The following is a 21919-nucleotide window of genomic DNA, read 5'->3' as shown; positions in this document are numbered from 1 at the left end:
GGTCAGTCGCGGATCAACGCGCGCAGTGTCTCCAGGCGATCGGCCTCATGCACGGGCTTGTCCCAGCGGATGCGGTGAATGCGCGGGAAACGCATGGCCAGGCCGGATTTGTGGCGCTTGCTGGAATGCACAGAATCGAAGGCGACCTCGAACACCAGGGTCCGCTCCACCTCCCGCACCGGGCCAAAGCGGTTCAGTGTGTTCTGGCGCACGATCTTGTCCAGCTTCTTCAGCTCGGCATCGGTGAAGCCCGAATAGGCCTTCCCCACCGGCAGCAGTTCCGCGCCCTGATCGGGATCGCCATCCCAGCAGCCGAAAGTGTAGTCGGAATAGAAGCTGGAGCGTTTGCCGCTGCCGCGCTGGGCGTACATCAGCACGCAATCGATCAGCAGCGGATCGCGCTTCCACTTGTACCACAGCCCGGTCTTGCGGCCCGCGACGTAGGGGCTGTCCCGCCGCTTCAGCATCAGCCCTTCGATGGCATCGTCGCGCGTGCCTTCGCGGATCTGGGCAAGCTGCTCGAAATCCTCCGCCTCCACGACCTTGCTGAGATCGAAATGCGTATCGGGCAGGCGGGGCAGCAGCTGTTCCAGCCGCTGGCGGCGCTGCTGCCACGGCAGGCTGCGCAGATCCTCGCCATCTGCCGACAGGACATCGTACAGCCGCACGAAGGCGGGGCTCTCGGCTAGCATCTTCTTGCTCACGGTCTTGCGGCCCAGCCGTTGCTGCAGCGCGTTGAAGCTGGCGGCACCGCCCTGCGTCAGATCATTGGCATCGCCGCCCTGCACATTCCCGCGCACCAGCAGCTCTCCATCCAGCACGGCGGGAAAATCCAGCGCGGTCACCATTTCGGGGAAGGTGGCGCTGATATCGTCGCCACTGCGGGAATAGACGCGCGTCTCGCCCGCCACATGGACAAGCTGCACGCGGATGCCATCCCACTTCCACTCGGCAGCAAAATCCGCGAGGTCCACCACCGTTTCTTCCAGCGGATGCGCCAGCATGAATGGCTTGAACAGCGGCATATTGGCGGTGTCCGGCGGGTCTTCGCCATCGGCGCCCCAGGCGAAAAGCTGCCCATAGGGCGGCTCCAGCGCGTGCCAGTATTCCTCCACATCATCCACGGACACATCAAAGGCCTGCGCGAAAGCCACCTTGGCAAGGCGGCTGGAAACGCCCACGCGCATGCCGCCGGTCGCCAGTTTGAAGAACGCATAGCGGCCCGCGGAATCCAGCCTGTCCAGCAAGCGGGGCAGTTCCACCATCGCATTTGCGCGGGTCATGCCGGACAAGGCATCCACCGCTTCGCCAACCGTAGGCGGCTGGGCGACCGCGCCGACCGGTTCAGGCCACAGGAAGCTGGCGGTTTCCGCCGTATCGCCCACGAAATCGCGGCTGAGCGACCAGAGCACCGGATCGACCCGCTCTTTCAGCAGATTGCGGATGGTGGAGGATTTCACGGCCTTGAAATCCAGCCCATCGGTCAGCGCGGCAAGGGCATAGCCGCGATCGGGATCGGGCGTTGCGCGCAGATATTCGGCAATCAGCCGCAGCTTTTCATTGCGGCTGCGCGTGTAGATCAGCGCATCGATCAGGGCGGCGAAGGCTTCCACGCCTAGTCGTCCTCATCCTCGTAACCCACCATCGCCAGCGCGCGGGCGCGGCGCTGGTGCAGCTGGTGCCAGCGCAGCAACGCTTCCTCGCGCCCGTGGGTGATCCATGTTTCGTGCGGATCCACTTCCTGGATGGTGCGCGTCAGCTCTTCCCAGTCGGCGTGATCGGATATGACGAGGGGCAGCTCCACATTGCGCTGCCGGGCGCGCTGGCGCACGCGCATCCAGCCGCTGGCCATGGCGGTGATGGGATCGGGCAATCGGCGGCTCCACCGGTCATTCAGGGCAGAGGGCGGGGAGATGATGATTGATCCGCGCATATCATCCTTCTCATGATCGGCCACCAGCCGCAGTTCACCCAGATCGACGCCGAATTCTTCGTATAGGCGGCACATCTTCTCCATCGCGCCGTGCAGGTAAATCGGCTGCGAATGTCCGGCGGCGCGCAGTTCCGCGATCACGCGCTGCGCCTTTCCCAGCGCATAGGCGCCCACCAGCACGCACCTGTCCGGATGCGCCTCCAGCCGGTCCAGCAGCTTTGCCATCTCGTCTGCAATCGGTGGGTGGGAGAACAGCGGCAGGCCGAATGTCGCCTCCGTAATGAAGATATCGCAGGGCGTTACCTGGAATGGCGGGCAGGTGGGATCGGCGCGGCGCTTGTAATCGCCGGTGATGACAACGCGCTCTCCTGCATGCTCCAGCAGGATCTGCGCGCTGCCGAGCACGTGTCCGGCGGGGATGTACGTGGCATCCACTCCGCCTTTCAGCCGGATCGTTTCGCCATATTCCACAGGGGTTGCGCCATCGCGCGTGTTGTATCGCAGTTCCATAATGGCCAGCGTTTCCGGCGTGGCGACGGTTTGCCCATGCCCGCCGCGCGCATGGTCTGCATGGCCGTGGGTCACCAGCGCGCGGTCCACCGCCTTGGAAGGATCGATCCACGCATCGGCAGGCACGACATGCACGCCATGCGGTTCGGGCCGGATCCAGGAAAAAGGTGCTGCCATCGAGTGTAGAAAGTTGCGCGGCGCAAGTTTCGTTCCGGCCTAGTCCCTTGAATCGCGGTTCTGCCATGCCTCGATTGCGGCATCGTGTTTCAGAATCCGGTTGCCGGGATCGATCAGGAAATGCGTATCCGCAGCGGGCAAGGTCAGTTCGCCGTGCCCGCCTTCCATCATCAGCGTGCGGTTCCTGCCATCGATCCGCACCTCCACCGGCATGGCGAAGGGGAATGGCGAGGGGGTTATCCAGTCCATTGTCAGAGTGCGGCCATCGCGCTTCACGGCCAGCCGCGGCAGATCTGCCTGATAGAAATAGGCATCGAAGAACCAGCGCAGGTCTTGCGCAGTGATATCCTCAAGAATGAGGCGAAAATCATGCGTGGTGCGGGAGATCGGCTTCGTCTCGCCCGGCACCGGATTGCTGTTGCCATATGTCAGCCGTGTCAGCGCGGGAAACAGCGCCTGCTCCCCCACCAGATAGCGCAGCGTGTGCATGATCCACGCGCCCTTGAAGTAGATGTCATCGCCCCACTTCGCCTCCCGGTCGTTATAATCGGGCAGGTCACCTTCGGGCGGCACCAGCGGCACCCTACTCCACACGCGCTGGCGCAGCCTCCACATCTCGGCATCGTAGAACATCGTCCCACGTACATGCTCCAGATACAGTGGCTGGGTCCAGGTGGTGATCCCCTCCGGCATCCACATGTGGTTGATCGTGGCATGGCGCAGCTGGTTGGCGAACCACTCATGCGCCAGCTCATGCTGCAACAGCTGATCGTGGCCATAGGCTTCGCGGGGATAGCCATTGCCATATGCGAGGATGGTCTGGTGCTCCATGCCCAGCAGCGGCGTTTCCGCCACGCCCACCTTCTCGTCCGCGAAGGGGTAGGGGCCGAAGCGATCTTCCATGAAGGCGATCTGATCGGACATTTCACCGAGCAGGCGATTGGCACCTTCCTCCTTGCCGGGAAGGTAGAAGAACATCATGGGAATGGCATTGCCAAAGCGGCTGTCATAGTCGCGCCGCGCAACTTCATAGGGCGCGATCTGCAGGGCGATGCCATAATTGCTGGGGTCCCGCGCCTGCCAGTGGAACACCGTCCTGTCACCATCATCGCGCGTACCGATAAGACGACCATTGCCCGCTGCCACCAACCCCTTTGGCACGCTGACAATAAGGTCCAGCGTGCCGATCTGTTTTGATGAGTGATCGATGCAGGGCCAGATGAGGTCACAACCCTCACCCTGAACGGCAGTGGCAATCCAGGGTTTTCCTTCCGGCGTTTCCGACCAGACGAAGCCACCCTCCCACGGCGCATTGCGCGCCACGTGCGGCGCGCCATCGTAAGTGATGCGCACGTCAATCGGTGCACCGGACAGCAGCGGTTCGGCCAGGTGGATCGTCAGCAAACCCTCGGCGCTTGTCCATCGCCCATCATCAAGCTGCTCACCGGCCACTGATACCCCGCGTACGGCGAAGCGCGGATCGAGATCGAACACCAGCTCGTCCAGCGTATCCTCAGCCAGCACCCGATAGCTGGCATCGCCCGCGATTTGCCGGCTTTGCGGATTGACTGAGATGGAGAGCGTTACATGCTCAAGCTGCATCGCCGCCCGCGCTCCTTCCAGCGGAAGGTCCGTCAGCGCGGTGCGTTCGTGCAGCGGTTCTGGCGCATCCTGGGCTGAAACGACAGCGGCGGGAGCCAGAGCCCCCGCCGCCAGTAATGTGATTGCTGCCTTCCAGATCATGGCACAAGCTTATCGCGCGCCATGCAATTCACCTAATCGTCCGAATTGCGATCCGCATCCTTGTCCGCCGTTGGTGTTTCCGGCTTCTTGGCGGCAGGCTTCTTGCGCTTGGGCTTTGCCTTGGGCGGTGCGGAGGTCAGTTCAAAGGCGAGATTATCGTCCTTCACGCTGACATGCACCTCGCCGCCGCCGGACAGCTTTCCGAACAGGAGTTCTTCGGCCAGCGGCTGCTTCACCTTTTCCTGGATCAGGCGAGACATCGGGCGGGCACCCATAAGCTTGTCATAGCCGCGCTTACCCAGCCATTCGCGCGCATCGCTGTCGAACTGGATGTGCACGTTCTGATCCGAAAGCTGCAGTTCCAGCTGCAGGATGAACTTGTCGACCACGCGGCTGATCGTATCGCTGCCGAGGTAGCCAAACGGCACAACGGCATCGAGGCGATTGCGGAATTCCGGCGTGAACATCTTCTTCACCGCCTCTTCCGAAGCCTGCGTCTTCTGCCCGGCACCAAAGCCGATGCCCTGCTTTTCAGCGTCGGAGGCACCCGCATTGGTCGTCATGATCAGCACGACATTGCGGAAATCCACGGTCTTGCCGTGATGATCGGTCAGCTTGCCGTTATCCATCACCTGCAACAGGATGTTGAAGAGATCCGGATGCGCCTTCTCGATCTCGTCCAGCAGCAACACGCAATGCGGATGCTGGTCGATGGCATCGGTCAACAGGCCGCCCTGATCATAACCGACATAGCCCGGAGGCGCACCGATCAGGCGGGAGACGCTGTGCCGCTCCATATATTCCGACATGTCGAACCGCTTCAGCTCGATACCCATGATGCTGGCCAGCTGGCGGGCAACCTCTGTCTTGCCGACGCCGGTAGGGCCGGAGAAGAGGAAGGAGCCGATGGGCTTATCCGCATCGCGCAGGCCCGCACGGCTCAGCTTCATGGCGGTGGAGAGGCGTTCAATCGCCTGGTCCTGCCCGAAGACGACACGCTTCAGATCCTTGTCGAGAGTGCCCAGCGCCTTCTTGTCGTCCTTGGAGACGGATTTGGGCGGGATGCGCGCCATCGTCGCCACCACCTTTTCGATCTCCTTGGCGGTGATCGTCTTGCGGCGGCGGCTGGGCGGCACCAACATCTGCATCGCGCCCACTTCGTCCACCACGTCAATCGCTTTGTCGGGCAGCTTGCGATCATTGATGTAGCGCGCGCTCATTTCCACGGCGGTTTTCAGCGCATCGGGCGTGTATTTAACGCCATGATGCTCCTCAAAGGCGCTTTTCAGGCCCTTCAGGATCTTGATCGTGTCTTCAATCGTCGGCTCATTCACGTCGATCTTTTGGAAGCGGCGCAGCAGGGCGCGATCCTTCTCGAAGTGATTGCGGAATTCCTTGTAGGTGGTGGAACCCACGCAGCGGATCGCCCCGCTGGATAGCGCGGGCTTCAGCAGATTGGATGCATCCATAGCGCCGCCACTGGTGGCACCAGCGCCGATCACGGTATGAATTTCGTCAATGAAAAGAATGGCTTCCGGCATCTTTTCAAGCTCGTTCACGACCTGCTTCAGCCGCTCCTCGAAATCGCCGCGATAGCGCGTGCCGGCAAGCAATGCGCCCATGTCGAGCGAGTAGATGACGGCATCTTCCAGCACTTCGGGAACTTCGCCTTCCACGATCTTGCGCGCCAGCCCCTCTGCAATGGCCGTTTTGCCAACGCCGGGATCGCCCACGTAGAGCGGGTTGTTCTTGGAGCGGCGACACAGGATCTGCACCGTGCGATCCACTTCGGGACCACGCCCGATCAGCGGATCGACCTTGCCGTCCAGCGCCTTCTGATTGAGGTTCACGCAGAACTGGTCGAGCGCGGAATCCTTCTTGTTCTTTTCCGGCTTTTCCTCGCCGCGAACCTGGCCTTCGTCTTCCGCGCCGCCGGGGGAGCGATCCTCCAGCTGGCGACCGCCCTTGCCGATGCCGTGGCTGATGAAGCTGACAGCGTCCAGCCTGCTCATATCCTGCTGTTGCAGGAAATAAACGGCGTAGGAATCGCGTTCAGAGAACAGCGCCACCAGCACGTTTGCCCCGGTAACCGTGTCCTTGCCGGAAGATTGCACGTGCAGGATGGCGCGCTGGATCACGCGCTGGAAACCGGCGGTGGGCTGCGGATCTGCATCCTCATCCGTTTTCAGGGACTGGTATTCCTGATCCAGATACTGGCGCACAACGCCGCCCAGCTCTTCCATGTCGACGCCGCAGGCATTCATCACATCGCCCGCATCGCTATCGTCCACCAGTGCCAGCAGCAGGTGTTCCAGCGTGGCATATTCATGGCTGCGATCAATCGCATGCTGGATTGCCGTGTGGAGGGTCTTTTCGAGATTTTGCGCGAAACTTGGCATGTATGTCCTTAGGGCAGCCTTAGGCCGAGAGGGGTCTGGTTGAATGTGCGTGAGGCGTGGTGAATATCGGCCTAACGCGGGTGGTAAACTGGCGCGTGCTTGCACTGCGCTGCGTGTCTGAATTGAATATGGTGCGCTTTCGCGCAATTTCGAGAGGGGCGAAGGACCGTAGGCGGCCCATCAGTCGGTTTCTCTGGGCTTGAACAGCGTATCTGCAAACTTGCGGTGCGATTCGGCCTTTTGGTGATGCGCCTTCACGCGGGCGATTTCCGCCTCCAGCAAGGCGATGCGCGCCATCAACTCGTCCTGCGAATAGGTATCGAGGCTTTCACCGGCCAACTGGCTGGCCGCGTCGGAACGCATCCGGGGAAGGTCATCATCTTCCATTGCCTGGCAGCATCCCCAACCGCGCGCTTGCTGTCAATGGTGGCTGTCACTAGGGCTGTGCATCTTGAAGGCATCGAACAGGGGGGAGCCTTGGTGGCCGAAGACTTGCCGAAGACCATGTCCGTTATTGCAATTACCCGGCCAGGGGGGCCGGAAGTGCTGGCGATGGAGCAGCGCGATGTTCCTGCACCGGCGCCGGGGGAAGTGCTGGTCAGGGTCAGCCACGCAGGCGTAAACCGGCCCGATTGCCTGCAGCGTGCCGGATCATATCCGCCGCCCGAAAACGCATCGGATCTGCCGGGGCTGGAAATTTCCGGCACCGTGGTTGCCCTTGGCGATGGCGTCGATCCGTCGGAACTCGGCAAGAATGTGTGCGCATTGGTGAACGGCGGCGGTTACGCCGAATATTGCATCGCCCGGCCCGAACATTGCCTGATCGTGCCGGACGGGCTGCCGATGGCAGAGGCCGCAGCGATTCCCGAAACGCTGTTCACCGTATGGCACAATGTGTTCCAGCGCGGATATGCCCGCGATGGGGAGACGATCCTGATCCATGGCGGAACCTCCGGCATCGGCACCATGGCGACAATGCTTGCCAAGCTGTTCGACATGACGGTGATCACCACCAGCGGGTCTGACGAGAAATGCGCAGCCTCACGCGAGATCGGTGCCGATCTGGCCATCAATTACAAGACGCAGGATTTCGTCGAGAAAACCGTGGGCTTCACAGATGGCCGGGGCGCGCATCTGGTGCTGGATATGGTGGCGGGCAATTATACTCAGCGAAATCTGGATGCGCTGGGGGAAGATGGCAGGCTTGTGGTGATTGCCGTGCTGGGCGGCCCAAAGTCCGAGATCAACGTGGCGAAAATGATGGTGCGACGTCAATCCATCACCGGCTCCACCATGCGCGCCCGCAGCAATGCCTTCAAAGGGATGCTGGCGGACGAGCTGTTCCGCGAAGTCTGGCCCATGGTGGAGGGCGGAGAACTGCGCCCCGTCATGGATGAGGTTTTCGCCCTGTCCGATGCCGCCAGGGCCCATGCACGCATGGAAGACGGCGATCACATCGGCAAGATCGTGCTGCAGGTGCAAGAGGCGGTGTTGGGGGCGAACTGATGGCGAACTCCATGGCTGAAAGCGCAATGGCGCGCACAGATCTTTGCGCACTTGCGGACCGCGTTCTTCAGGCATTGGCAGCGCGCAATCCCTCGCAAGTGGAATGGGCCGAGCACGTTGTTTTTACGGAAAACAACGTCCAGCTGGCGGTGGGCGATGGCTGCTGGAACACGGTGACCGCCGTGCAGGACAGTTATGATCTGAAAGCTGCGGACCCCGCCACCGGGCAGGTGTGCTGGATCGGCCATATCAAGGAAGGGCCCGACACCGCCGTCGCCTGCATTCGCCTGCGCTTTACAGGCGCGCACCTTGCAGAGATGGAGGCGATCATTTCCCGCCCGCACGAATTCGGCCCTTTCCCGGTTTATGATCCGGCGCGCCGCCCGCGTGAAAGCCTGCTGGCCGATGTGCCGGAGGATCGCCGGGTAGGGCGGGAGCGGATGATCAGCCTTGCGAATGGCTATTTCGATACGCTGCAACTGAACGATGGCACGCTGTTCACCCATTTCACCGACGATTGCGACCGGATCGAGAACGGCCTGCAAACCACCAATGTCGAGATCGAAGGCTATCCCATCGCTGCCATGGGCACGGCAGACCAGTTCCGCCTAGGCCAGTACAAATATGACGATCGGCTGCGCGACCGCCGCTTTCCCTTGGTTGACGAGCAGAAAGGCCTGGTGGTGGCAGCCGGCTTCATCGATCATTCGGGACGGCTTACCGAGGTCACATGGACCGATGGCAGCCAGCACGATTCCATCTTCCATTTCCCGCACAGCTTTGCCCTGCTGGAGATGTTCAAGATCATCGACGGCAAGATCGCCGATGTGGAGGCCGTGTTCGTTACCGTGCCTTACAACATGCCATCCCCGTGGATCGCGCCGCAGCCCTATATCGTGCGCTGACTATCCTGTCCTGATCGGCCGAATCGAAGTGTGACCGCGAAATGTCACACTGTCGCGCAATTGACCGCGAATTGTGGTCAGCCTGTAATATCGTGCAACCATAGACTCTTAGCCAAACAGGCAGCGATGAGGCGCGGCACGATATGTTTGGCAATTATCTCGATGGTGAATTCGGCAATAGCGGCGTCATTTCCGCCTTTCCAGACCCGGACCGCCATGAACCCGCGACCCCTGAACGATCACCGGAAGGGCGGCGCAAATATCGCACGATCTGGATTTCCGACATCCACCTTGGCACCAAAGGCTGCAATGCCGAATTGCTGATCGATTTTCTCGATCGGGTGGATTCAGAAACGCTCTATCTGGTGGGCGATATCATCGATGGCTGGCGGCTGAAAAAGAAGTTCTACTGGCCCGCGGCACATAACGATATCGTCTGGCGCATATTGAAACGTGCGAAACGCGGCACGCGCATTGTCTATATTCCCGGCAATCATGACGAGATGTTTCGCCAGTTCACTGGCCTGAACTTCGGCGGCATTGAAATCCGCCGCGCCGCCTTTCACGATACCGCAGACGGGCGCAGGCTGATGGTGCTGCACGGCGATGAATTCGATACCGTCATGCTGTCACACCGCTGGCTCGCCTTCGTGGGGGATGCGCTTTATCATTTCATGATGGGGCTGAACAATTGGGTGAACGCAGGGCGCAAGGCGCTGGGCCTACCCTATTGGTCATTGTCTCGCATGGCGAAGCACAAGGTGAAGAACGCCGTCGAATTCATCGGCAAGTATGAAGAGGTGGTGGCCCGTGCCGCGGCCGAGCGCGGGGTGGACGGCGTGGTCTGCGGCCATATCCACACCGCCGAACACCGCATGATCGACGATATCGAATACTGGAATGATGGCGATTGGGTGGAAGGCTGCAACGCCCTGGTGGAGCATGCCGACGGCACGATGGAAATCCTCCATTGGCCAGAGGAAATTGCCCGGCGCGAAGCGCAGGAGGCTGCTGAGGCCGAGGCCGCAGCCACACCCGCCGCGGTCGCCGCCTGATCCGGCCTAGTTGCGGGAGCATTGCCCATGAAGATCGCTTTGATAACCGATGCCTGGCATCCGCAGGTCAACGGGGTGGTGCGCACCCTTTCTGCAGTGATCACCGAGCTGCGTGGCAGAGGGCACGAGATCGCAGTGATATCGCCCGATCTCTTCCGCTCCATCCCCGCGCCCTCCTACCCTGAAATCCGCCTCGCGCTGGCGGGGCAGCGCAGCATTGCCCGGCGGCTGGAGCGGTTCGCACCCGACACGATCCATATCGCCACGGAAGGGCCGCTGGGCTGGGCGGCGCGGGGGTATTGCATGCGCCGCAATTTGCCTTTCACCACCGCCTATCACACGCAGTTTCCCGAATATATGGCGCGCCGCTGCAGCATTTCAGCAGGCTGGTTCTGGCCGCTGATCCGGCGCTTTCACGCGCCTGCCACCCGCATCATGGTGTCCACCGACACCATCCGCGGGCAATTGAGCGACCAGAATATCGGCCCCTTGCATCACTGGAGCCGCGGCGTGGCGACGGATGTCTTTCACCCGGATCATCCCCCGCCAGACCTGTTCTTCCACCTTCCGCGACCCATCCAGCTTTACGTGGGGCGCGTGGCGGTGGAGAAGAATATCGAGGCGTTCCTTTCCAACCCCCATCCCGGGACGAAGGTGGTGGTGGGAGATGGCCCGGCGCTGGAGAAGCTGAGAGCGAAGTTTTCCGATACGCATTTCCTGGGCAGACGCGCGGGAGACGAGCTGGCGGCCTGCTATGCCGGGGCGGATGTGTTCGTGTTTCCCAGCCGAACGGATACCTTTGGCCTGGTGATGATAGAGGCGCTGGCCTGCGGCACGCCCGTTGCCGCCTATCCCGTGCCGGGCCCGCTGGACGTTCTGGCGGGCGGTGGCGGCGTGATGGCGGACAATCTTGGCGATGCGATTGCCGGTGCCCTGCAACTCAATCGCGATGCCTGCCACCGGATCGGCGGCGCCTTCACCTGGGAGGCCAGCGCGGATCAGTTCCTGTCCGGCCTTGCCCCGATACCGCAAGAACGGGGCGCGCCCGCCTTTGCCCATCATCCCGCGCCGGGCTGAGTCGCAGCAAGCTTCATTTGCCAGTTTGCAGTCCTTCCGGCTGATCAAATGCGCCTATTACATTGCGCCAGGTGCCAAATGCTTGCCGTACGCCTGCAAACACTCTACATGATCGTGCACGATGGCCGTCCCGCGAGGGGCGGCCCTTTTATTTTCAGTTTGGAGAATTGCTGTGGCTAACCAGCCCACGCCCCTGATGCCTCATGCCACCGCCAGCTGGCTGGTGGATCACACCGCACTCAGCTTTACCCAGATCGCCGATTTCTGCGGTCTGCATATCCTCGAAGTGCAGGCAATGGCGGATGATCTGGCAAGCGCCAAATACACCGGCCGTGATCCTGTGCATTCGGGTGAGTTGACTCATGCGGAAATCGAGCGCGGGCAGGAAGATCCGAACTACGCGCTGAAGATGCAGAAGGCCCCCGTCGATGTCAGCCGAACCAAGGGACCGCGCTACACGCCGGTGTCGAAGCGGCAGGACAAGCCCGATGGCATCGCCTGGATCCTGCGCAACCACCCGGAAATCTCCGATGCGCAGATCGGCCGCCTGATCGGCACCACGCGCAACACGATCAACGCGATCCGCGATCGCAGCCACTGGAATATCGCCAACATCCAGCCGAAGGACCCGGTAACGCTGGGCCTGTGCTCGCAGCGCGAACTGGATGCAGCGGTGGCCAAGGCTGCCAAGCGTGTTGCCGCGACCGAACCTGCCGCTGAAGAGGGCGAAGTTGAAGCAGTCGATGTCGTAGCTCCGCGTGATGACAAGCAGGAACTGATCGCTGAACTGCGTCGGGAGCGTGAGGAATCGGTGAAAGCTGCCGCGCGCGCCGCGCAGGAAGCAGAGGCCGAGGCATGGCTGGAAGCCAAGCGTGCGGCAGAAGAAAAGGGCGAGGCTGAGCCTGAACAGGGCGCCTGATTAATTGGGTCTGCATGGGGCGCTTAAACGGGGCCCCTCAGCGGCCAATTGCCAAAGAAAAGGGGCGGTCCTTGCGAACCGCCCCATCCCCTCCACAAACTGTATTCGGGCTTTAGCTTGCCAGCGTAAGGCCCGGCTGCCCGTCGCCTTGCTTGCCATCGGTGGCAGGCTTCGAGGCCGATCCTGACTTGGAACTGAGCGGGGCAAAGCGCCCTTCGACAGAAGCACCCTGCTCGATCGTCAGCGTGTCATAGCTGACATCGCCATCAATCTGCGCGGTCTTCAGAACCACCAGATTGCGCACGGCAATCGTGCCTTTCACTTCGCCTGAAAGGCGCGCGGTTTCTGCCTTGATCTCGCCTTCGATACGGCTGTCTTCGCCTTGCACCAGGCTGGCGCAGGCGATGTTGCCCACCACCTTGCCATCCACGTGCAGATCTGCGGATGCTTCCACATCGCCGCGAATGATTACGTCGGTACCAAGAACCGAGAAGGTTCCGCCGGGATTAGCCATTGATTTCACCGTTGATTTGTCCGTCGCCCGGGGCGAATTCGGCTCTGACTTGCTCGAGAACATGGGGAGCTGTCTCCAGGAAAGGACGCGGGTTTACCGCCTTGTTGTTGATGCGCACTTCGAAATGCAGGTGAGGCCCGGTGGAGCGGCCGGTGCTGCCAATCGCACCGATCACATCGCCCGCGTCGACCTTCACCCCGACCTTGGAATTGAAGGACGACATATGGGCATAACGGGTCACCATGCCAGCGCCGTGATCAATCTCCACCACTTTGCCATAGCCGGATTTCCAGCCAACGTAGGATACGCGGCCATCGGCGGCAGCATGAATGGGGGAGCCGTGCGGCGCGCGGAAATCCAGCCCGCGATGCATGGCGGCCGTGCCGCGGAACGGATCGCGGCGCGGGCCGAAGCCTGAGGAGATCGAGTTCAGATCGGCAGGCATCACCTGCGGGATCTGGCTCAGCCCACGCTCCAGCGCGCTCATCCGCGCCAGGCTGAGGCCGAGGCGTTCAAATCGGGGATCGAGCGTGCCGTCGCTGTCGGAAGCGAGGCTTTCCAGCGGACCACCCATGGCGGTTTCATTGGCGCGCATCACGGCGTGCGGATCCAGGCCAAGCTGGCGCATCGCCTCTTGTGCGCGCGCAGCGCGGCGATCGGCATAAAGGGTCAGCCGTTCGGCAAAGGCCAGCTGGCGGGCTTCCATCTTCGCCAGCCCTTCGGCTTCCGGGAAGACTTCGCGGATCATGCTGATCAGCTCTTCGCTCTCCGCGGTGGAATCGGTGACGGTGCTGTCGATTTCCGCGGTCAGATCTTCGGGCAGCATGTCCACCATGCCATCAAGCAGGTCCTGCCGCGCCTGAAGATCGGCAACGGTAGTGGCAAGATTGTCGGAATACTGGCTGAAACGATCTTCCGCCGTTGCCACCTGCGCCTCACGCTCCAGCAGGGAAGCGCGTTCCACATTCGCTTGCCACTGGCTGATGCCCATCACGCCAAGAGATGCGGCCCAGGCCAGAACGATGGCAGCGGCCGTGCCGGCAACCGTCATCTGCATTTTCGTGGTGATGGTGAGAAAGCGCACCTGCCCTTGCGAGCGCATGAAAAATTCACGCTCCGGAAACCAGCTGCGCAGGCGGTTCAGATATCCGCCCGTCGTTAGTTTTTCCAAGTCGACCCCGTCAGTCCGCTTAAATTATGTTGAGGGGTGTTACCTATGGGGCGGGGGACGTCGAGAGACGAAATTAACCTTTGGGGCGAGTTGAACCCATCGCGGGATGAATCGTTCCAATTCGCGAAAAAAATCTGTTTTTCCGGGAACAAATCGCCGCGAACTGCTTCTTTCTGTCCCGTTCCGGCACTGTTTGGTCCTTCTCGAATCGACCTGACAGGCAGTTGATGGGATGTTAGAGGCGCGCGCATGACTGACAAAACACACAGCAAGACCGACCATACATCCCTTATTACGGAGCTGGCCACCGCTGGCCGCCTCGCCCAGCGAAAGCTTGCCCGCGCCACCGATGCCGAGAAGGCAGACGGCCTGCGCGCCGCGGCCAAGGTAATCCGCGCCGATGCAGCGGCCATTCTGGCAGCAAACGAAAAGGACATGGACGCTGGCAGGGCCAATGGCCTGACCGGCGCCCTGCTGGACCGGCTGAAGCTGGACGAAGACCGGCTGGAAGCCATCGCCTGCGCCATCGAGAATGTCGCCAGCCTGCCGGACCCTGTTGGCGAGGTGATCGACAGCCGCACATCGCCTTCGGGCTTTGGGCTGGAACGGGTGCGCATTCCCATCGGCCTGATCGGCATCATCTATGAAAGCCGCCCGAACGTTACCGCCGATGCCGCTGCTCTGTGCTTGCGATCCGGCAATGCCGCGTTGCTGCGCGGGGGTAGCGAAGCCATCCATTCCAACCGCGCACTGCACGCTGCCTTCACAAAGGGGCTGGCCGAAGTCGGCCTGCCGGAAAAGGCGATCCAGCTGATGCCGACGCAGGATCGGGAGGCCGTTGGCGCCATGCTGAAGGCCGCAGGCTTGGTGGATATGATCGTGCCGCGCGGGGGCAAGGGGCTGGTGGCTCGCGTGCAGCAGGATGCGCGCGTCCCCGTGCTCGCCCATCTCGACGGTATCTGCCACACCTACATTCATGCAGACGCCAACCCCGATATGGCGCGAGAGATTGCGGTGAATGCAAAAATGCGCCGCACCGGCATTTGCGGCGCCATGGAAACGCTGCTGATCGATGCAAACTTCCCCGCGGGCGAGAGCGTGCTGGCCGCCATTGCCGATGCAGGCTGCGAACTGCGCGGAGACGATCGCGCGCAAAAGCTGGATAGCCGGGTGAAAACCGCCACGTCAGAGGATTGGGACACCGAATATCTCGATGCCATCCTGGCCGTATCGGTGGTGGACGATATCGATGGCGCGATGGAACATATCGCCGCGCACAGTTCCGGCCATACCGAGGCTATCATCACCGATAGTGATGATGCTGCCAGCCGTTTCCTGGGCGAAGTGGACAGCGCCATCGTGATGCACAATGCCTCCACCCAGTTTGCCGATGGCGGCGAATTCGGGCTGGGCGCAGAGATCGGCATTGCTACTGGCCGCCTGCATGCGCGCGGGCCGGTAGCCTTGGAAGGCCTGACGACGTACAAGTGGCAGGTGAAGGGATCGGGACAGGCTCGACCCTGATATTGGGGAGAGGCGGCAATGCGTTATAACCGGCTGGGCAATTCCGGCCTCGTGGTATCCGAGCTGTGCCTTGGCACGATGACATTCGGAACCGCGCCTTCCGCCTTTTTCCAACACGATCTGGACCAGTCCGGCTCCACTGCCCTGCTGCGCCAAGCGCTGGATGCCGGGGTGAATTTCATCGACACGGCCAATGTCTATTCCGCAGGGCAGAGCGAGCAATTCGTCGGCAATGCGCTGCGCGATATCGGCGTGGCGCGCGATCAGGTGGTGATCGCGACGAAAGGCATGGGCCCGATGGGCGAAGGGCCGAATGATTCGGGCTATTCGCGCTATCACCTGATGAACCAGATGGATGCCAGCCTGCAGCGGCTGCAGCTGGACCATGTCGATCTATACCAGATTCACGGCTGGGATCCGCACGCCCCGATGGAAGAAGGCCTGCGCGCGATGGAGGATATCGTGCGATCTGGCCGGGCGCGTTACATCGGGGTTTCCAACTGGGCCGCGTGGCAGATTGCCAAGGCGATGGGCATTGCCGAACGGCGCGGGTGGGACAAGTTCATCTCCAACCAGGCGCTATACGCCGTTACCGCCAGGGAGCTGGAGCGGGAACTGGTGCCCATGATGGAGTCCGAAGGATTGGGTCTGATGGTGTGGAGCCCGCTGCTGGGCGGCCTGCTGTCGGGCAAATATGACTTTGACGGCGATGGCGACATGAGCGGTCAGGGCCGCCGGGCCAAGCTGGATTTCCCCAGGGCGGACAAGCATCTTGCGGCGCAGGCGGTGGACGCGATGCGCCCGATGGCGCAGCAGCGCGACGTTTCGGTACCGGCCATCGCCTTGGCATGGCTGTTGCACCAGCCTGTAACCGCATCGGTTATTATCGGGGCAAAGCGCCCGGATCAATTGGAACAAAACATCAGCGCGACCGATGTCGAGCTGTCTTCTCATGAGCTGGCGACGTTGAATGCCATCGGCCAGCTGGATCATGAATATCCATCTTGGGCGATTGAATCGCAGAACCATCGCCACGGTTTTCGCGTGTCAGAGCGGCGGCCTGCCGAATAATGCTTGGCCCCACTACTGGTCCCATCACCGGCCTGCTGGGCGGCAGTTTCAATCCCGCGCATGCGGGCCATCGCCGAATCACCCTGTTCACCATCGCCGCGCTGCAGCTGGACGAGGTGTGGTGGATGGTTTCGCCCGGCAATCCGCTCAAACCGAAAAAGGGCATGGCGCCGCTGGCCGCTCGCGTGCGATCCGCCAAGGCGATGAGCAAGCGCGCGCCGATAAAGGTGACGGCAATCGAGCGGGAGCTGGGGACGCGCTACACCGTCGATACGCTGCGCGCGCTGAAACGGCGCTTTCCCCGCCGCCGCTTCGTGTGGCTGATGGGGTCTGATAATCTGGCGCAATTCCATCGCTGGAAGAACTGGCGGCAGATCGCGCGGGAAATGCCCATTGCCGTTATCGCGCGGCCGGGGTATGACGATGATGCTATTGCGAGCCCCGCAATGGCCTGGCTGCGAGATTACCGGTTATCCGCAGCCCGATTACGCAACCGGGGCGAATGGAGCGCACCTGCGCTGATAGAACTGCGTTTTGATCCCGATCCGCGTTCGGCCACACAGATACGCCGGGCGGATCCTGATTGGGAAGATGGCCTTGCCGAACCTGCCCCACGGGATGAAGTGACGCGTTCCCTTATCCATGATAGCGGCAACGGTGCAGGCGCATGACGCGCACTGAATCGGAACGCTTTGCCCTGCCACACCTTATACGGAGCATGTACTTACGCGATGACACCTGCCAATTCTGGAACGCCGACGCGTTCCGCCAGCAATGGCACACGCACCGCAACAGCCAGCATCATCGCCATGCCTGACCAACAAACCCCTATCGAAGCCGAACCCGGCTCTCTCCACGCCCTGATCCTCGAACAGCTCGATGATGATCAGGCGCAGGAGATCATTTCCATCCCGCTTGAAGGCAAAAGCTCGATTGCCGATCACATGATCGTGGCATCGGGCCGGTCCACGCGCCAAGTGGCCGCCATGGCCAACAAGCTGGCAGAACGGCTGAAGAAATCGGGAGAGCCAAGCCCGCGCATCGAAGGCCTGCCCGCCGCGGACTGGGTGCTGATCGATGCCGGCGACGTCGTCGTCCATCTGTTCCGCCCCGAAGTGCGCAGCTTCTATAATCTGGAGCGTATGTGGGGCTTTGGCGAAGACGGCGAAACGCGGCACATGTTCAGCGCCTGATTCGCTCTGGGTGCGTCTGGGGGCATTCGTCCTCGTCGATCGACAGGTAAGGTACCCATCGACAGATGCTTCTCCATGTCATCGCTCGCGGCAAGATAGCCCGTTCGCCTGAGGAAGACCTGGTCGAACGCTATGCCAAGCGTATTCAGTGGCCGCTGAAACTTACCGAATTGCCCGAAACCGGCGGTCGCATTCCCGAACCGCAAACCCCGTTTAAAACCGTGCTGCTGGATGAGCGGGGCAAGAACCTCGGCTCTGATGAATTTGCGCGCATCCTTGAACGCTGGCGTGATGACGGCATGCGGGAATGCCGCTTCGTGATCGGCGCAGCAGACGGACATTCACGCGCAGAGCGGGACGATGCCGATCTGCTGATATCCTTCGGCAAGGCCACCTGGCCCCATCTTCTGGCGCGCGCCATGCTGGCAGAGCAATTGTTCCGCGCCACCAGCATCCTTGCAGGCCATCCCTATCATCGGGCAGGGTAGGTGCGATGCACCGCGTTCTCCTCCTTCTGGGCTCCTTCGTTTTCTGCGCCGCCGCTGCGCTTGGCCAGGGCGCGCCCGCCAGTGACAGCCCGGAAGAGATGCGAAAATTGCTGGCAGAGGCGCTGGCGGAACGTGAAAATGCCGATGCCCGCAGCCAGCGTTTCGATGAAGAGGCCAAGGCGGCGCAGGATGCCGCCGAGCGTGCTGCCAGACAGGCCGCCGCGCTGGCCGCGCGCATTCAGCAGGCCGAATCCGGAATAGCCGCCGCCCGCGCACGCACGGCGATGATCGATCGAGAACAGCTTTTCCTGAGAGAGGAACTGGGCCGAGAACAGCAGCCGGTGGTGGAATTGACCGCCGCCCTGCAGCAGTTTTCCCGCCGCCCGCTGGGCCTTTCCATATTGCGGCCCGGATCGGTGAAGGACGTGGTGTACCTTCGCGCCATGCTGCATGACACCATTCCGCAGGTGCGCGCAGGCACATCGGAATTGCGGGACAGGATTGGCCGCGCACGCGAATTGCGGCGCGAAGCGCTGGCCGCCGCGCAAGTCCTCGAAGCCGAAGAAGAACTGCTGGCTGAGCGGCGCAAGAAACTGGCCGAGATAGAAACGCGCCAGCGTCTGGCCGCGCGCGCGGCTGGCGGCTCTGCCAGCAGGGAGGCGGACCGGGCGCTGGCCATGGCAGAGGAAGTGCGCGATCTTGATGGGCTGGTGGACGAGCTGGACCGGGCGGCGAGCCTGCGCCAACGGCTTGCAGCCTTGCCGGGGCCGCGCCTGCGCCCAGCACAGCCGGGCCAGTCTCAGGTAGCCGAAAGCGCGACCGCTTCACCCAGTGCGGCGCGAACCAATGCGCCTTCTCCCTACATGCTGCCCGTGTTCGGGCGGACGCTAACGGGTTTCGGGGCGCCGCAGGACTCCGGCGTCAGCCGGGGTTTGACACTTGCCCCTATTGCGGGCGCGCAGGTGGTGGCGCCCGCCGCGGGTCGCATCGCCTTTGCCGGGCCCTATCGCGGCTATGACAATATCGTGATCATCGAACACGGCAACGGGTGGACCAGCCTTGTAACAGGCCTTGCCCGCAGCGATGTGGAGATCGGGGAAACCGTGGTGGGCGGCGCTCCGATCGGTTCTGCCACGCCTGCGCAGCCCAGTATCACCCTGGAACTGCGCCGTGATGGAGAGCCCGTGAACCCGCTGCGCTACACGCAATAGCGGCGCGCACTCCTCATCTGGCGTTAAGCCCTGCCATGCGATAAACACGTCCGTTGGGACTCCCTCCTTGTCGAGGACGAAAGATTTTATGAAGTTTGCACCCGCCATCCGCGCCGCTGCCCTGTGTACCGCAGTTGCGCTCGTGCCCGCCACCACCGCTGCCATTGCGCAGGTGGAAGGGCGTGCCTCCCCAGAATTTGCCAAGCTGTTCGCAACCTATCAGCGTATCAAGGCAAGCTATGTGGAGCCGGTGGACGATGATGTGCTGATTCGCGGGGCGATCGATGGCATGCTTGCCTCGCTCGATCCGCATTCGGCCTATCTGGATGGCACCGCACTGGAACGGCTGATCACGATGATGGACGGCAATTACCAGGGGTTGGGCATTTCGGTGCAGATGGAAGATGGCGCGGTGAAGGTGATTTCTCCCTTCCGCGGCAGCCCTGCCGAAGAAGCGGGCGTGAAGGCTGGAGATTTCATCACCCACATCAACGGTGAACTGATCTACGGCCTGGAACTGAACGATGCCGTGGCGCAGATGCGCGGGCCTGCGGGCACCGATATCGAGGTGACGATTTTCCGCCCCGGCCGCCCGGAAAGCTTTGACGTCGTGGTGACGCGCGGCGTGATCGAGCTGGAACCGGTGACGTGGGAGCTGCTGGACGGCAATATCGGCCATATCAGCGTGAACGAGTTTTCTGCCGATGTCGGCGCTGATGTGCGCCAGGGCCTGCGCGAATTGCAGGAGCAGGCAACGGGTCGACTGGGCGGGCTGGTGCTGGATCTGCGGCGCAATCCCGGCGGCTCTCTGGATGAGGCCGTGGCACTGTCTGACCTGTTCCTTTCCGACGGGCAGATCGTATCGCAACGCGGGCGTTCGCGCCGCGAGACCATCTATTACGATGCCGAGACCGTCTATCGCGGCGATGCGGCGGAAGGCCTGCCCATCATCGTGCTCATCGACGAAGGCTCTGCCTCTGCCAGTGAAATTGTGGCAGGCGCCTTGCAGGATCACCGCCGCGCGCTGGTGATGGGAGAGCGCAGCTTCGGCAAGGGCAGCGTGCAGACACTGCTGCCACTTAGCCGCGATACCGCGCTGAAGCTGACCACGGCACGCTATTACACGCCATCTGGGCGCAGCGTGCAGGAAGGCGGGATCGAGCCTGACATCCGCGTGCCGCAGCTTTCCGATCCCGACGCAGAACGCCGCCAGAAACTGGCCCTGCGCGAAAGTGACCTGCGCGGCCATCTGGTGGGCGAAATCGGTGTGAAGGACGAGAATCTGGAGCGGGACCGTGTCGATGATCCGCGCTTCCAGCTGACGGCTGCCGAACTGGAAGAGCAGGGCATCGAGGATTTCCAGCTGGATTATGCCGCGCGCACTTTGCGGCGCACATCGGGCGTTTCGATTGCGAGGAAGTGATCGCATAGCCTAAGAGGGCAATCATGACCTCTGTGCTATCCCGATCCGACAAGCTGGCCCAGCGACTGGCCCTGGCCATTCCTGCGCTGCTGCTTGCCGGTGCCTATATCTCGCAATACGGATTTGGCCTGTTCCCGTGCGAGATGTGCTGGTGGCAACGCTATCCGCATTTTGCCGCCGTGGCGCTGGCGCTGGTATCGACTGTCGCCCCGCCAAAGCGGGTATGGATCTGCCTCGCGGCTCTGGCCATCATGGTGTCCGGCGCCATCGGTGCCTATCATGCAGGCGTGGAGTACCAGTGGTGGGAAAGCCCGCTGGGCTGCACGGGCGGCGATCCGTTCTCGCTGGAATTCGTGCGCTGCGATCAGGCGGCGTGGACGCTTTTCGGCATTTCGCTGGCTGGCTATAACGCGCTGGTTTCCATCGGCAGTGCAATCGCCATATGGATATTGTTGCTGGCTCGCGACAGATAGACACGCGACAGACAGACACGCCGCAGACAGACACGGGGACAAACGCGCATGACCGATAATTTCGCCAAGGACCGCACCGAGATGATCCGCGTCGATCAGGCGGGAGAATTTGGCGCGACGCGCATCTATGCCGGACAGCTGGCCGTGATGGGCGACCGTGGTCCGCATTCTGCCGAAATTCGCGGCATGGCGGAACAGGAAGCCGGACATCGTGCCGAATTTGATGCGCTGATGGCGCGCCGCGGCGTTCGTCCCACGGCGCTGCAACCGTTCTGGAACCTTGCCGGCTATGCGCTGGGCGCGGGAACCGCGCTGATCGGCCCGGAAGCGGCCATGGCCTGCACGGCAGCCGTGGAAACGGAGATCGACGCGCATTATTCCGCCCAGCTGGACGAACTGGAGAAGGATGGCGACGATCCGGAATTGGCTGCCATGATCCATCGCTTCCGCGAGGATGAGCGTGAGCATCGCGATGCCGCTTTTGAAGCAGGAGCCGAGAAGGCGCCCGGCTATCCGCTGTTGTCCGCCGCTATTCGCCTGGGTTGCCGTGCCGCAATCCGGATTTCGGAGAAAATCTGAAACACTCGGCCTTCATCATGCGTTCAAGCGACGAAGCGCCAATTGCGA

At 62.0% G+C, this 21919-nt stretch carries 21 protein-coding genes; 14 read left to right on the top strand and 7 right to left on the bottom strand.

The annotated features are described in order from the left end of the window. Window positions 1-2 precede the first annotated feature (2 nt). From GRF63_RS00190 to GRF63_RS16475, 5 genes are all read right to left on the bottom strand, one after another. Window positions 3-1613: a cisplatin damage response ATP-dependent DNA ligase gene (locus tag GRF63_RS00190; RefSeq protein WP_160484016.1), complete on the bottom strand. Its 1611-nt coding sequence runs from the start codon at window positions 1611-1613 to the stop codon at window positions 3-5. A 2-nt stretch (window positions 1614-1615) separates the two neighbouring features. Beyond that, on the bottom strand, window positions 1616-2620 hold the full coding sequence (locus GRF63_RS00185) for a ligase-associated DNA damage response exonuclease (RefSeq protein ID WP_160484015.1): 1005 nt from the start codon (window positions 2618-2620) through the stop codon (window positions 1616-1618). A 39-nt stretch (window positions 2621-2659) separates the two neighbouring features. Beyond that, window positions 2660-4363: a M1 family metallopeptidase gene (locus GRF63_RS00180; protein WP_160484014.1), complete on the bottom strand. Its 1704-nt coding sequence runs from the start codon at window positions 4361-4363 to the stop codon at window positions 2660-2662. A 32-nt stretch (window positions 4364-4395) separates the two neighbouring features. Then, window positions 4396-6762, bottom strand: a complete 2367-nt coding sequence (clpA, locus tag GRF63_RS00175; protein ID WP_160484013.1) for an ATP-dependent Clp protease ATP-binding subunit ClpA — start codon at window positions 6760-6762, stop codon at window positions 4396-4398. Between the two features lie 180 nt (window positions 6763-6942). After that, window positions 6943-7149 carry a DUF1192 domain-containing protein gene (locus GRF63_RS16475; RefSeq protein ID WP_237392235.1) on the bottom strand — a complete coding sequence of 69 codons (207 nt, stop codon included), beginning with the start codon at window positions 7147-7149 and terminating at the stop codon, window positions 6943-6945. A gap of 117 nt (window positions 7150-7266) precedes the next feature. On the opposite strand from GRF63_RS16475, the gene GRF63_RS00170 reads away from it, so the two are divergent. The 5 genes from GRF63_RS00170 (at window position 7267) to GRF63_RS00150 (ending at window position 12224) form a co-directional block, all read left to right on the top strand. Further along, window positions 7267-8268 (top strand): NAD(P)H-quinone oxidoreductase, encoded by a 1002-nt coding sequence (locus GRF63_RS00170; protein ID WP_237392234.1) that lies wholly within the window; start codon window positions 7267-7269, stop codon window positions 8266-8268. An 11-nt stretch (window positions 8269-8279) separates the two neighbouring features. Beyond that, window positions 8280-9173, top strand: a complete 894-nt coding sequence (locus tag GRF63_RS00165) for a DUF8021 domain-containing protein (protein WP_160484011.1) — start codon at window positions 8280-8282, stop codon at window positions 9171-9173. A gap of 143 nt (window positions 9174-9316) precedes the next feature. Next, window positions 9317-10228 carry a UDP-2,3-diacylglucosamine diphosphatase gene (locus tag GRF63_RS00160; RefSeq protein ID WP_160484010.1) on the top strand — a complete coding sequence of 304 codons (912 nt, stop codon included), beginning with the start codon at window positions 9317-9319 and terminating at the stop codon, window positions 10226-10228. A gap of 27 nt (window positions 10229-10255) precedes the next feature. Beyond that, on the top strand, window positions 10256-11305 hold the full coding sequence (locus GRF63_RS00155) for a glycosyltransferase family 4 protein (RefSeq protein ID WP_160484009.1): 1050 nt from the start codon (window positions 10256-10258) through the stop codon (window positions 11303-11305). A gap of 196 nt (window positions 11306-11501) precedes the next feature. Further along, window positions 11502-12224 carry a DUF1013 domain-containing protein gene (locus tag GRF63_RS00150; protein WP_237392233.1) on the top strand — a complete coding sequence of 241 codons (723 nt, stop codon included), beginning with the start codon at window positions 11502-11504 and terminating at the stop codon, window positions 12222-12224. Between the two features lie 112 nt (window positions 12225-12336). Here GRF63_RS00150 and GRF63_RS00145 read toward each other — a convergent pair whose 3' ends face one another. After that, window positions 12337-12738: a bactofilin family protein gene (locus tag GRF63_RS00145; protein ID WP_160484007.1), complete on the bottom strand. Its 402-nt coding sequence runs from the start codon at window positions 12736-12738 to the stop codon at window positions 12337-12339. Beyond that, window positions 12731-13909: a M23 family metallopeptidase gene (locus tag GRF63_RS00140; RefSeq protein WP_237392232.1), complete on the bottom strand. Its 1179-nt coding sequence runs from the start codon at window positions 13907-13909 to the stop codon at window positions 12731-12733. The genes GRF63_RS00145 and GRF63_RS00140 overlap by 8 nt, the downstream gene beginning before the upstream one ends. A gap of 249 nt (window positions 13910-14158) precedes the next feature. Between GRF63_RS00140 and GRF63_RS00135 the strand changes: the two genes are divergently transcribed. The 9 genes from GRF63_RS00135 (at window position 14159) to GRF63_RS00095 (ending at window position 21871) form a co-directional block, all read left to right on the top strand. Then, window positions 14159-15433 (top strand): glutamate-5-semialdehyde dehydrogenase, encoded by a 1275-nt coding sequence (locus tag GRF63_RS00135; RefSeq protein ID WP_160484006.1) that lies wholly within the window; start codon window positions 14159-14161, stop codon window positions 15431-15433. An 18-nt stretch (window positions 15434-15451) separates the two neighbouring features. Further along, window positions 15452-16504, top strand: coding sequence for an aldo/keto reductase (locus tag GRF63_RS00130; protein WP_160484005.1), 1053 nt, complete (start codon window positions 15452-15454; stop codon window positions 16502-16504). Continuing rightward, entirely contained in the window at window positions 16504-17175 is a 672-nt protein-coding gene (locus GRF63_RS00125; RefSeq protein ID WP_160484004.1) for a nicotinate-nucleotide adenylyltransferase, read from the top strand. The genes GRF63_RS00130 and GRF63_RS00125 overlap by 1 nt, the downstream gene beginning before the upstream one ends. Window positions 17176-17313: 138 nt before the next feature. After that, complete coding sequence (gene rsfS, locus GRF63_RS00120; protein WP_160484003.1) at window positions 17314-17697, top strand: ribosome silencing factor; 384 nt, start codon at window positions 17314-17316, stop codon at window positions 17695-17697. A 65-nt stretch (window positions 17698-17762) separates the two neighbouring features. After that, window positions 17763-18185, top strand: a complete 423-nt coding sequence (locus GRF63_RS00115; protein ID WP_160484002.1) for a 23S rRNA (pseudouridine(1915)-N(3))-methyltransferase RlmH — start codon at window positions 17763-17765, stop codon at window positions 18183-18185. A gap of 5 nt (window positions 18186-18190) precedes the next feature. Next, window positions 18191-19396: a murein hydrolase activator EnvC family protein gene (locus GRF63_RS00110; protein WP_160484001.1), complete on the top strand. Its 1206-nt coding sequence runs from the start codon at window positions 18191-18193 to the stop codon at window positions 19394-19396. Between the two features lie 88 nt (window positions 19397-19484). After that, window positions 19485-20819 (top strand): S41 family peptidase, encoded by a 1335-nt coding sequence (locus GRF63_RS00105; RefSeq protein WP_160484000.1) that lies wholly within the window; start codon window positions 19485-19487, stop codon window positions 20817-20819. A gap of 23 nt (window positions 20820-20842) precedes the next feature. Continuing rightward, window positions 20843-21292 carry a disulfide bond formation protein B gene (locus GRF63_RS00100; RefSeq protein ID WP_160483999.1) on the top strand — a complete coding sequence of 150 codons (450 nt, stop codon included), beginning with the start codon at window positions 20843-20845 and terminating at the stop codon, window positions 21290-21292. Window positions 21293-21340: 48 nt separating this feature from the next. After that, on the top strand, window positions 21341-21871 hold the full coding sequence (locus GRF63_RS00095; protein ID WP_202131527.1) for a demethoxyubiquinone hydroxylase family protein: 531 nt from the start codon (window positions 21341-21343) through the stop codon (window positions 21869-21871). Window positions 21872-21919: the final 48 nt, after the last annotated feature.

Origin of the sequence: Aurantiacibacter rhizosphaerae, from assembly GCF_009807005.1 — a bacterium.
In the GTDB taxonomy this organism is placed as follows: domain Bacteria; phylum Pseudomonadota; class Alphaproteobacteria; order Sphingomonadales; family Sphingomonadaceae; genus Alteraurantiacibacter; species Alteraurantiacibacter rhizosphaerae.
This window is presented reverse-complemented; position numbering and strand designations above follow the sequence as displayed.